We start from the raw sequence: 12,204 nt of genomic DNA, 5'->3' as shown, positions 1-12,204 counted from the left end.
CACGGGGAATTGGCAACCATCATGCGGCAGGTTCCATGAAACCCTGTCCGTCCATGCCCGTTGGAAAAGCCAGACCTTCCCACACCCCTGTTTTTTCCGCACCCATCTGCACGGATACGTACGCACGCCATGGCAAAGACATCCCATACCCCCACGTCCCCCACCACGCATACCGGCGCGGGGGGCGAAACCCACCAGACAGCAGGTGGCGATACCCCCGTCATGACCACCCAGCAGGGTGTCGCGGTATCGGATGACCAGAACACCCTGCGTGCCGGAACCCGTGGCCCGGCATTGATGGAGGATTTCCATTTCCGGGAAAAAATCTTCCATTTCGACCACGAACGCATCCCCGAACGCGTGGTCCATGCCCGCGGCTATGGCGCGCATGGCTATTTCGAACTGACCGACAGCCTGAGCGATGTCTGCAAGGCCGATATTTTCGGCAATGTCGGCGAACGCACGCCTGCCTTCGTCCGGTTTTCCACCGTTGCGGGCAACAAGGGATCGGCGGACGTGGTGCGCGATGTGCGTGGCTTTGCCGTCAAGCTTTATACAAAACAGGGCAACTGGGACCTTGTCGGCAACAACATTCCCGTCTTTTTCATACAGGACGCCATCAAGTTCCCCGATTTCGTCCACGCGGCCAAGCAGGAACCCGATCGCGATTTCCCGCAGGCGCAGACGGCGCATGACAATTTCTGGGATTTCGTATCCCTGTCGCCCGAAGCCACGCACATGGTCATGTGGGCCATGTCCGACCGGGCCATTCCCCGCTCCTTCCGCTTCATGGAAGGGTTCGGGGTGCATACCTTCCGCCTGGTCAATGACGAAGGCCATTCGACCTACGTCAAATTCCACTGGAAGCCCAAGCTGGGCCTGCAGTCGGTCGTGTGGAACGAGGCGCTGAAGATCAATGGCGCCGATCCCGATTTCCACCGTCGCGACCTGTGGCAGGCCATAAACAGTGGCAATTTCCCGGAATGGGAACTGGGCGTGCAGTTGTTTGATGATGACTTTGCCGACAGTTTTGACTTTGACATCCTCGACCCCACCAAGCTGATCCCCGAGGAACTGGTGCCTGTCCGCCGTGTCGGCCGCCTGGTGCTGGACCGCATGCCGGACAATTTCTTTGCCGAGACCGAACAGGTCGCCTTCTGCACCCAGAACGTCGTGCCTGGTATCGACTTCACCAATGACCCGCTGCTGCAGGGGCGCAATTTTTCCTATCTTGATACCCAGACCAAGCGCCTTGGCGGCCCCAACTTCACGCATATCCCCATAAACGCGCCCAAATGCCCGTTCCACAATTTCCAGCAGGACGGGCACATGGCCATGCACAACCCGAAGGGCCGGGCCAATTACGAACCCAATTCATGGTCCCAGCCCACAGGCGGCCCGCGTGAAAGCGTGAATGGCTACAGGTCATACCCCGATATGGTATCGGGCCAGAAAGTCCGCCAGCGTTCGGAATCCTTTGCCGACCATTACAGCCAGGCGCGCCAGTTCTTCATCAGCCAGACGCCGGTGGAACAGACGCATATCCGCGACGCATTCGTATTTGAACTGAGCAAGGTGGAAACCCCCGCCATCCGGGCCCGCATGGTCAGCCACCTGCTGCATGTCGATCAGGAACTGGCCAAGGGAGTGGCGAAGGGGCTGGGCCTGTCGCCCCTGCCCGCACCGGCACAGGCCGCGCGCCCCGTGGTCGAGGGGCTGGAACCATCGCCCGCGCTGAGCATCCTGAAAAACGGACCGCACAGCTTTGCCGGCCGCAAGCTGGGCATTGTCGTCACCAACGGGGTGGATGCCGCCCTGCTGGCCGCCCTGCGCGATGCCGCCGAGGATGCGGGCGCTACGGTCGAACTGGTCGCCCCCACCGTGGGCGGGCTGAAGGACAGCGCGGGCCACGACCTGACCGCGCAGCAGAAGATCAATGGCGGCCCATCCGTCCTGTATGACGCCGTGGCGTTGCTGCCCACGGTTGAAGGGGCCAATGTTCTGCGCCACGAGGCCACCATGCGCGACTTCATTTCCGACGCCTTCGCCCATGCCAAGTTCATTGCGCATAACGATGCCGCCGAAATCGTGCTGGCGGCCGCGGGACTGCACCCCAAGGCGCGCGACAAAGGCGTGATCGCCATACACAGCGCACAGGACGCAGCCAGCTTCATCCAGACATGCGGGGCGTTGCGCCTGTGGGAACGTGAAAGCCACGTCCACGCCGTCTGACCCCTTGCGCCCGGCGGCCCCACACCCCCACAATAAAGGGGCAGCCGGACAGACCCGGTCCGGTGTTGCCGCAAGCAGGAACCTTACCCATGCCCGACGCCCCGGCCGTCCATCACCCCCATGTCTCCATCACGTACTGCACGCAATGCAACTGGCTGCTGCGGGCGGGATGGATGGCGCAGGAACTGCTGTCCACTTTCGGTCAGGACCTGGGCAGCGTGACCCTGATCCCCGGCAGCGGCGGGCATTTTGAAATCACGGTTGATGGCCACAGCGTGTGGGAACGCAAGCGCGACGGTGGTTTTCCGGGCCCGAAGGAACTGAAACGGCGCGTGCGCGACATCATCGCCCCCGACCGCGACATGGGCCATATCGACCGTCAAAAAACAGGGGCGGACGATCTGCCGGGCACATTGTAACGCGTCCCTGCACACCCCATAATAACGGGTATGATCACATCATATGCCCCCAACGCCACGCATGGCGCCAGCGCCCACGATATCCGTCAGGAAGTGGCGCGCCTGCGCAGGCTTGCAACATTGCTGGACGCCGCCTTCCGCATTCCCGGCACGAAGGCGCGCTGGGGACTGGATACGCTGATCGGGCTGCTGCCGGTGGGCGGGACGGCGATCATGCTCCTGCCCTCACTTTATATCGTTTGGAAAAGCTGGAATCTGGGCGTGGACCGTCCCGTACTTGCGCGCATGATGGGTAATATCATCGTGGAAGCCCTGGCCGATCTCGTGCCGGTACTGGGGGATGTGTTTGATACCGCGTTCAAGGCCGACCTGCGCAATGTCGCCCTGCTGGAACAGCATTTCGGCCTGTCCACGCCCCGGACGGCATGATGATGGCGGGCGCGCGGCCCCTTGCATGCCGGGCCTGATATAAGACACAACATGGCATGATCCGTTTTTCCCCGTTCCGGTTTCCCGCCTGCCATGGCTGACCATACGCTGACGCTTGCACTCGACCTGCTGCGGCGGGGACAGTTCGCCCATGCCCGCGCCATGCTGGAAGACTGTCCTGCCTCCCCCCGTGTCGAAATCCTGCTGGCCCATGCCCATGCGGGATGCAACCGCGTGCAGGAAGCCGCCCGCCTGCTGTGCCGTCAGGCCGTAGCCAACCCCGGCGCGCGCCACCCGGCATACGATATGCTGGCCCTGCTGCTGCCACATGACCGGGTGGAAGAAGCCGAAGCGGTCCTGCGCGCCGTCCGGCAACGTGCGCGGCAGGACATCCGCACGCATGACATGCTGGGGGAACTGCTGTTGCAGCGCGGTCGCACGGCGGAAGCACAGGACGTGCTGGCCGAAGGCCTGGCCCTGTCACCCGCGCAGCTGAGTACCGGCAACCTCATGGCCATCACCCTGTTGGAACAGGGCGAATTCACGGCGGCGCGCGACCTGTTGCATTACATCGTGCAACACCATCCCGACAGCGCCATGACGCAGGCCAACCTTGCCCATCTGCTGGGGGCATGGAACAGGCTGGATGCGGCGCTGCAGGCCCATTCCCGCGCGCTGGCGCTGCGCCCCGATGATGCGCGCCTGCGCATGAACCATGCATTGACACTGCTGAAAAGTGGTCGCATGGCCGAAGGATGGGCAGAATATGAATGGCGGCGAAAAATGCCCGGTCGCCAGCGCCTGCCCGAACACGAGATGCTGCCTGTCCTGCCGCCAGATGCCGACCTGCGTGGCCGGTCCATCCTGATTACGCGCGAAGGGGGACTGGGGGACATGCTGATGATGCTGCGCTTCGTGCCCGTGCTGGTGGGCATGGGCGCGCAGGTCAGCATCCAGGCGCCCGAGACACTGCACGGCCTGATCCGGCGCATGGATGGCATACGGCGCGTATTCAGTGAACGGGTATCGCTGCCCCCGCATGACTGGCATTGTCCCTTCCTCAGCCTGCCGCATGTCCTGCGCAACACGCCCGGCCATACGGGGACGGACGTGCCCTACCTGCGCGCCAGTCCCGAACTGGTGCGGCAGTGGGCGCCGTTCCTGCCCACCGGCACGGACCTGCGCGTGGGACTGGTCTGGGGCGGGGCCAGCCGCCCCGATGTGCCCGCAGCCCACGCCATGGACCGAAAGCGCTCGATCCCGCTGCGTAAATTCGCACCACTGGCCGGAATACCGGGCATAAATCTGGTCAGCCTGCAAAAAGGCGTCTATGCCCGACAGATGCACGACATGCCCGCGGGCATGCGCCTGTATGACCCGATGGAAAGCGTGCGGGACATGGATGACACGGCTGCCCTGATCGCGGGGCTGGATGTCGTGGTTTCGGTTGATACATCGGTAGCCCATCTGGCCGGTGCCATGGGATGTCCCGTTATCCTGCTGGACCGGTTCGATAACTGCTGGCGCTGGCTTTCGGACCGTACGGACAGTCCATGGTATCCCACCCTGCGTATCATACGCCAGATCCATAGCGGAATGTGGGACGACGTGATCCACCGGTTAAGCAGCATGCTGGTCAAGCGTGATTTTCCACCTGCGCGCCAGGAAAACAATCACCCGATGACCGAATAACAGCATTACATGGTCATGACCATATGTTCCATGCTACAATTTCATATATTATAATATTAAGTGGAATATTGGTAATGAGATATTATTGCAAGCTAATACTTGCCATGGGCATTGTGGGAATTACCGGTATTGCGCATGCTGCGGATCTTTGTCCTGATGCCCGGAATGCATACAGGGAACTGACAGGCCCATATGGTGGTCCGCCTTCCCTGCCCCCTGTGACAGATCTTTCCTGTACACAACAGGTTCAGGCCATCCATATCCTGTCCGGATGCGTCGCGGATGCACCACCAGCCGAAAGCGGTGCTTTTGACCAGAACGGGGCCATCATCAATTGTAACCGTCATCTCAGGAATGACGTCCTGTCATCCAGCAATACGACTGCCAACGATCCTTATTTACCGGCAGCAACGAACGATCTGACCGGGGCGCCCATGGGTCAGTCAGGCAATGGTGATCTTATCTGCCCGACGAAATCATCCGCCTACAGTCTTCAGGGCGATCCCCCTGCGCGCAATCCGGAAGCGGCGAATGAAAAGCTCAGAGGCCTGGGCTGCAAATCTGCCCCGGCTGGCATACCATTCCAGAATGCCGAGTATGGGTTCACAATCAACTTAACGTATTTCCAACTATATTCCGCAGTCCATGCGCATAGCAGGAAAACAGATTATATCTGGCAGGAAAAACCCGTTACGCCCGATCAGGTGGATACGGATTAGGATCACTCACCCCCGACAGCATGTGTCGGGGAACCGGCATGAAGGTGTCAGATATGATCCGGCAGGGACATTGCGGGGTTCATATTTCCGCCGCCACTGTCCTTACGAAAAACACGGCCAGTATTGGTTTACAGGTCAGCATAACCCATGCCCGTCATTTCAGGATGCTGATTCAGGAAAGCGCCCGGCAAAGGCAATTTCCGTCAGGGGCCTGCGGGCGGAAGGGGCTTCGCGGGCACGCAGGGATTCAGGCAGGCTGGCCACCTCCCCCTGCCGTCCGATGACAAGGGCCGCATTCAGGGCATAATCATCAGGCAGTTCCAGACCGGAACGCGCCTGTCTATGGTCAAACCCGCTGATGGGATGGGCCGCCCATCCTGCCTTGCTGAGCTGGAGTTGCACCAGCACCGTTGCGGCACCCGCATCGAATGAATGGGTAGGTGCGGGCACGGGTTCGGCAGCACCACCACCGGTCACGGTGTGGGATGCAACATAGACCAGCGCCGACGCATTCTGCGCCCAGGCATGGTTGAACGGGATCAGCCATGACAGGAAACGCTCCCAGTCCGGCGTATCCCTGCGGGCGTAAATAAAGCGCCACGGCTGCGCGTTATAGGCGGATGGCGCCCACCGTCCGGCATCAAGGAAGGACAGCAGCGTCGCTTCATCAATCGGGGCGGGCGTGAAGGCACGCGGGGACCAGCGATCAAGGATCAGGCGGTCCACGAGGGTATCGGATACGCGGTCAGGGGCTTTGGTCATGTCAGGCCTGTATGGTTGGAAGGTGGTGTCAACATGCGGGCGCGCCTAATCATCATGCACACCCAGCGCATCCAGCAATACGCCACGCAGGTGGATGAAACCCGGATCGGCATGATGGCGCGGGCGTTCAAGGGCAATGGTGATGTCGGTGCGGATGCGGCCACGATCCAGCACAATGGCACGGTCAGCCAGCATCAGCGCTTCATCCACATCATGCGTGACCAGCAGCACCGCGCAGCCATGGCGCGCCCATAACCGCGCCACCAGCCGCTGCATCTTCAGTCGTGCCAGCGCATCGAGGGCGGCAAAAGGTTCATCCAGCATAAGAAAGGCTGGCCTGCGCACGAGCGCGCGCGCCAGTGCGGCACGCTGCGTTTCCCCACCCGACAGGGTCAGCGGCCACGCATCCACACGGTGGCCCAGGCCGACTTCCTCCAGCATCGCAATCGCGCGCCTGCGGCGGTCAGCCCCCGCCTGCCCCAGCACGACATTTTCCCATACCCGCTTCCATGGCAGCAGGCGTCCGTCCTGAAACACGACCGAAACCGAATCAGGGCGCGCAACCGTACCTTCATGCACCGGATCAAGCCCCGCCAGCGTGCGCAGCAGGGTGGATTTGCCCGAACCACTATGGCCCAGCAGGGCCACGAATTCCCCCGATGCAATAGTCAGGTCAAGCCTGTCCAGCACCGCAGCCCCGCGCCCGAAACGGCGTGTCAGGCCATTTATGGCAACGACGCCATTCTTTGGGGAAGACACGTCACGCGTCCCATTCGTCATGACCGCGGCGTTCATACCCCCTGTCCCCGCTGGTGAACCGGCCGCCATGACAGGAACACACGCTCCATCAGACGCACGACCTGATCCGACACAAGGCCCAGCAGGCCGTAGATCACAAGTCCCACCATGATGATGTCCGTGCGCAGGAAATCCTGCGCCTCCATCATCATGTGGCCAATACCGCTTTCGGCATTCACCTGTTCCGCCACCACCAGCATGAGCCATGACATGCCCACCGCAAAACGCAGCCCCACCAGCAGGTCAGGCAGCGCACCGGGCAGGATCACGTCGCGGATGGTCTGCATGCGTGACAGGCCCAGCGTGCGGGCCATTTCCAGCAGGCGGGGATCAATCGAACGGATGCCCTTGTGCAGGTTGAGATAGATGGGAAAGGTCGCCCCCAGTGCGACAAGGGCGATCTTGGGTATCTCCCCAATGCCGAACCACAAGATGAACAGCGGCACCATGGCAAGGGCGGGCAGCGTGCGCAGGATCTGCAGCGGGGCATCGACAATATCCTCGCCCAGTCGCGACAGGCCCGATATCAGCGCAAATCCCACCCCCAGCACTACTGCAATGGCAAGGCCGGTCGCCGCGCGGGCAAGGGATACGCCAAGGTTCGCACCCAGCGTGCCATCCCGCAGCAGGCCCCACCCCGTCATGATCACCTGCACCGGGGACGCCACCTGCCGGGTGGACACCATCCCGGTGGAACATGCCCCCTGCCACATCAGCACCAGAATGACCGGAGAGACATAACGCAGCAGGGCGTGCGCGTCCACATGACGCAGCACGGTACGCCCGGGCCACGGGACGGATGCGGAGGGAATGACATTGGCGGGCATACGCGCCGATCCTTCATGCAATGGGCGGGCGAAACGGCCTCACCCAATCCCTGCATCATGAAGGAAAATAATATTAATACAACTATTTTTGTAGTTATATGGAATTATACGATTGTGTAGTGCTTTTTAATTTCACAAAAAATATTGTTAAATATGGCCTCTACCACCCTTCCCCGGAACAGGGAAAGGGCGGCAGCCTGCATCACCCCTGATACACACGCCCCGGTGGCAGCAGCTTGCCGGGATTAAGGATATGGTGGGGATCCATGGTGTTCTTCAGCGCGCGCATGACGCTCAGCGTGCCACCACCATGTTCGGTTTCCAGAAATTCCAGCTTGCCCATGCCCACGCCGTGTTCCCCGCTGCACGATCCACCCAGCGCCAAAGCGCGGAATACGATCTTGCGGTCCAGATCCAGCGCGCGGGCATATCCCTCGGGCGTGTGGTCGGTAATGATCAGGGCATGGAAATTACCATCCCCCACATGCCCCAGCAGGGGCACGCGCAGTCCTGATTGGGCAATATCTTCCCGCACGCCCGCGATCAGTTCCGCCAGACGGGAAATGGGCACGATGCAATCGGTGGAAATGACGCGCGCGGTCGGTTCGATCGCCTTCGCCGCCCAGAACGCGTCATGCCGGGCTTTCCACAGCCGTGTGCGGTCCTCCGCCGTGTCAGCCCAGGCAAAGGACAGGCCGTTATTGGACAGGGCGATCGCCTCGGTCTGGGTCACCTGTTCAGCCACCGCCGCCGGCGCACCGGCGAATTCAAAGAACAGCGTGGTCAGCGGTTCATACCCCGTCAGGCCGGAATAACGGATGGATGCAGCCATCTGCACATCATCCAGCAGTTCAACGCGGCTAATGGGAATGCCGCACTGGATGATTTCAATGGCCGTCTGCACGGCGTCATTCAGGTTGGCAAACTGACAGACGGCGGCGGAAATGGTTTCGGGCCGCCCGTGCAGGCGCAGCTGGACCTCGGTTACGATACCCAGCGTGCCTTCCGACCCGATGAACAGCGATGTCAGATCATATCCGGTGGATGACTTGCGCACGCGCCCCCCCGTACGGATCACTTCCCCCGTCGCCAGCACGACAGTCAGCCCAAGGACATTTTCCTTCATCGTGCCATAGCGCACTGCCGCCGTGCCCGATGCACGGGTGGCGCACATGCCGCCCAGAGTGGCCTCCCCACCCGGATCGACCGGGAAGAACAGGCCCGTATCGCGGATCTGCGCATTCAGGGCCTGACGGGTCAGACCGGCCTGCACGCGGCAGTCAAGGTCCTCGGCGTTCAGTTCAACGATGTCCGTCATGCCCGACAGGTCAAGGCTTATGCCATGTTCCGCCGGGGTGACGTGCCCTTCCACCGATGTCCCGGCCCCAAAGGCCACGACAGGCACCCGGTGGGCATGACAGGCCCGCAATACGGCTGCGATATCATCCGTCGATTCCGCAAAGACCACGGCGGCGGGCAGGCAGGCAGCATCCATGGCCTCCCCATGGCTATGGGCTTCCAGCACGGAGGGGGAGGTGCTGATACGCGCCGCCAGGCCATTTTCACACAAGGTGGCCAGCACGCCATCAAGACGATCAGCGGGGGAAGAAGGGCAATCGGTCATTCAGGAAAATCATCCGGTCTGGAAACAGCACAATGGCACTGTCATAACACATGCCCCCGTGACCATGCCAACCGGTGCGACCGCGTTACAGGCTCCGCACGACACAGGCAGGAAAAACCGCCCTGTCCACCACCACAATGCATTACCCCGTATTACCGTCATGAACAGATGTCCACCGACGGGCATGACCGTGATGGGGCATTGATCCATGCACGGCCTGTCAGATCCCCACGCGGTATAGTTGAATCCATACTGCCATCGCCCGCAGGCAGCAGGGCGACGACAGGGATGGTTTTCAGTCGAATGTTTTCCCACGCGGCCGCACGATTGGCAGGATGTTGCCGGTTACGGCGTAATAGACGCGTTCGGAGATATTGGTGGCATGGTCGCCAATGCGTTCAAGGTTCTTGGCAATGAATAGCAGATGGGCACAGGGGCCGATATTGCGCGGGTCTTCCATCATGTAGGTCACCAGTTCACGGAACAGGGAGACATAGAGTTCATCCACCGCCGTATCCGAATGCCAGACAATACGCGCCAGTTCCGGGTCGCGCTGGTCCATCGCATCAATGGTACACCGCAGGTTTTCCTGCACAAGACGCCCCATGCTGTGCAGTCCTGTCAGCGAAATGGGACATGACAGCAGTTCGTTGCGCATGGCGCGCCGTGCGATGGAGGCCGCGCAATCCCCGATGCGTTCAAGGTCGCCCGAGATTTTCAGCGCGACCACGACCTCACGCAGGTCGCCCGCCATGGGTGCGCGCAGCGCCAGCAGGCGAATGACCAGCGCCTCGGTCTCGCGTTCCAGTTCATCAACCTGCGGGTCCATTTCGGGCGCGTCGAGGGCCGCCTCCTCATCATGTTCGACCACGGCGGTAATGGCCTGCGCCACCTGCCGTTCCACCAGGCCACCCATCTTGTTTACCAGCGAACGGAGCTGTTCCAGTTCCTGTTCATAACTCTGGACCGTGTGTACGGATTCATGTGGCATCGTTACTGCTTTCGCTGTCAGCCGAAGCGGCCGGTAATATAATCCTGGGTGCGCTTGGCATGGGGGGCGGTGAACATCTTGTCCGCCGTATCCACCTCCACCAGTTCACCCATGTAGAAAAACGCGACACGGTCCGCGCATCGGGCCGCCTGCTGCAGGTTGTGCGTCACGATGGCGATGGAAAATTCCTGCTTCAGTTCATCCAGCAGTTCCTCGATCCGGGCAGTGGAAATCGGATCCAGCGCACTGGTCGGTTCATCCAGCAGGATGACTTCGGGTCGTGTCGCAATGGTGCGGGCAATGCACAGGCGCTGCTGCTGCCCGCCCGACAGGGCGGCGGCGGAGGCATTGAGCCGGTCCTTGACCTCGTTCCACAGCGCCACGCGCCGCAACACGCCTTCCACACGCTGGTCCATATCCGCGCGCGACAGGCGTTCATGCAGCCGCACGCCAAAGGCGATGTTGTCATAAATGGACATGGGAAACGGCGTGGGTTTCTGGAACACCATGCCAATGCGCGAACGCAGCACGTTCACATCCAGACCGGGGGACAGGATGTTGCGTCCGTCAAACAGCACCTCCCCCGTCGCGCGCTGGCCGGGATAAAGGTCATACATGCGGTTGAGGATACGCAGCAGCGTTGACTTGCCACAGCCTGACGGCCCGATCATGCCCGTGACCTGATGGATCGGGAAATCCAGCGATATGTCTTTCAGCGCATGGTTGCTACCGTACCAGAAATTCAGGTTGCGTATCGCCAGCGCCGGCAGAACCGTGTCGCGGCCAATCGTGTCATCCATGATGATTTTGTTCATTGTTGTGCGGATCCATTACGCGTCAGCCACCAGCGGGCGAGGATGTTTGTCGCAAGCACCGCGACAGTAATCAGCAATGCCCCGGTCCATGCCATCTGCACCCAGTCATCATAGGCCGAACCGGCGTACTGGTAGATCGTGACCGGCAGGCTGGCCATTGGCGCATTGAGGTTGGTGGACCAGTTCAGGTTGCCAAGGGAGGTAAAAAGCAAAGGCGCCGTCTCACCCGATATCCGCGCCAGTGCCAGCAGGATGCCGGTCATGATGCCGCCCCGCGCCGAACGCAGGCAGACATTCAGGATCACCCGCCACCCCGGCGCACCCAGCGCATAGGCCGCTTCGCGCATGGCGCGGGGGACAAGGCGCAGCATGTCTTCCGTCGTGCGGACGACGATGGGGATGAACAGCACCGCCAGCGCCAGCGTGCCTGCCATGCCGGAAAAATGCCCCGCCGGTTCCACAATGATCAGGTAGATGAACAGCCCCACCAGAATGGACGGCACCGACAGCAGCATGTCCGAAACAAACCGGACCAGTGAGACAATCCGCCCGTCCTGACCGAATTCGGACAGGTAGATCCCCGCCATCATGCCGATCGGCGTGCCGATCAGGGCGGCGAGGCCGGTCTGTTCGCAACTGCCGATAATGGCATTCGCCAGACCGCCACCGCTGCCGGGGGCCGCCGTGCTGTGCAAGAAGGTCGGCAGCGACAGCCCCCCTGCCCCACGTGTGATCAGTGTCCATAAAATTGAAAACAGCACGAACAGCACGACAACCGTCGCCATGTTGCACAAAAGGCTGACAAACCGTTCAACCAGCCTGCGCCGCACGGCCTGCGCGCCGCCACGCTGCCATCCACCGGCGTCAGTGGATTGTGATTGGGGAGCCGACATCAT

12 protein-coding genes are annotated in these 12,204 nt (G+C 61.3%); 5 read left to right on the top strand and 7 right to left on the bottom strand.

Going from position 1 to position 12,204, the window contains the following annotated elements:
* The first annotated feature begins 129 nt into the window (after window positions 1-129).
* The 5 genes from AC1RQ9_RS09900 (at window position 130) to AC1RQ9_RS09880 (ending at window position 5,491) form a co-directional block, all read left to right on the top strand.
* Window positions 130-2,232, top strand: coding sequence for a catalase (locus tag AC1RQ9_RS09900; RefSeq protein ID WP_485986719.1), 2,103 nt, complete (start codon window positions 130-132; stop codon window positions 2,230-2,232).
* A gap of 89 nt (window positions 2,233-2,321) precedes the next feature.
* A complete protein-coding gene (locus tag AC1RQ9_RS09895) occupies window positions 2,322-2,651 on the top strand; it encodes an Rdx family protein (RefSeq protein ID WP_193731545.1) in 330 nt (109 codons plus the stop codon).
* Between the two features lie 30 nt (window positions 2,652-2,681).
* Window positions 2,682-3,080 carry a DUF4112 domain-containing protein gene (locus tag AC1RQ9_RS09890; protein ID WP_193731544.1) on the top strand — a complete coding sequence of 133 codons (399 nt, stop codon included), beginning with the start codon at window positions 2,682-2,684 and terminating at the stop codon, window positions 3,078-3,080.
* A 93-nt stretch (window positions 3,081-3,173) separates the two neighbouring features.
* The gene (locus tag AC1RQ9_RS09885; RefSeq protein WP_485986716.1) at window positions 3,174-4,772 is read left to right on the top strand and encodes a tetratricopeptide repeat protein; all 1,599 of its coding nucleotides are present in this window, start codon (window positions 3,174-3,176) and stop codon (window positions 4,770-4,772) included.
* A 74-nt stretch (window positions 4,773-4,846) separates the two neighbouring features.
* Complete coding sequence (locus tag AC1RQ9_RS09880; protein WP_485986715.1) at window positions 4,847-5,491, top strand: hypothetical protein; 645 nt, start codon at window positions 4,847-4,849, stop codon at window positions 5,489-5,491.
* Window positions 5,492-5,650: 159 nt separating this feature from the next.
* Here AC1RQ9_RS09880 and AC1RQ9_RS09875 read toward each other — a convergent pair whose 3' ends face one another.
* From AC1RQ9_RS09875 to pstA, 7 genes are all read right to left on the bottom strand, one after another.
* Window positions 5,651-6,253 carry a nitroreductase family protein gene (locus tag AC1RQ9_RS09875; RefSeq protein WP_485986714.1) on the bottom strand — a complete coding sequence of 201 codons (603 nt, stop codon included), beginning with the start codon at window positions 6,251-6,253 and terminating at the stop codon, window positions 5,651-5,653.
* 45 nt (window positions 6,254-6,298) lie between these two features.
* Window positions 6,299-7,048 carry an ABC transporter ATP-binding protein gene (locus AC1RQ9_RS09870; protein WP_485986713.1) on the bottom strand — a complete coding sequence of 250 codons (750 nt, stop codon included), beginning with the start codon at window positions 7,046-7,048 and terminating at the stop codon, window positions 6,299-6,301.
* Complete coding sequence (locus AC1RQ9_RS09865) at window positions 7,045-7,878, bottom strand: ABC transporter permease (protein WP_485986711.1); 834 nt, start codon at window positions 7,876-7,878, stop codon at window positions 7,045-7,047. The genes AC1RQ9_RS09870 and AC1RQ9_RS09865 overlap by 4 nt, the downstream gene beginning before the upstream one ends.
* 202 nt (window positions 7,879-8,080) lie before the next feature.
* The gene (locus AC1RQ9_RS09860) at window positions 8,081-9,502 is read right to left on the bottom strand and encodes an FAD-binding oxidoreductase (protein ID WP_485986709.1); all 1,422 of its coding nucleotides are present in this window, start codon (window positions 9,500-9,502) and stop codon (window positions 8,081-8,083) included.
* A gap of 295 nt (window positions 9,503-9,797) precedes the next feature.
* Window positions 9,798-10,493 (bottom strand): phosphate signaling complex protein PhoU, encoded by a 696-nt coding sequence (gene phoU / locus AC1RQ9_RS09855; RefSeq protein ID WP_193731538.1) that lies wholly within the window; start codon window positions 10,491-10,493, stop codon window positions 9,798-9,800.
* 17 nt (window positions 10,494-10,510) lie between these two features.
* Window positions 10,511-11,308, bottom strand: coding sequence for a phosphate ABC transporter ATP-binding protein PstB (pstB, locus tag AC1RQ9_RS09850; RefSeq protein ID WP_193731537.1), 798 nt, complete (start codon window positions 11,306-11,308; stop codon window positions 10,511-10,513).
* Window positions 11,305-12,204 (bottom strand): phosphate ABC transporter permease PstA, encoded by a 900-nt coding sequence (pstA, locus tag AC1RQ9_RS09845; RefSeq protein ID WP_193731536.1) that lies wholly within the window; start codon window positions 12,202-12,204, stop codon window positions 11,305-11,307. Before pstA ends, pstB begins: the two co-directional genes overlap by 4 nt.

Source organism: Komagataeibacter ossonobensis (genome assembly GCF_057359305.1).
Note: the sequence above shows the minus strand (reverse complement) of the source record. Positions and strands in the feature narration are given on the sequence as shown.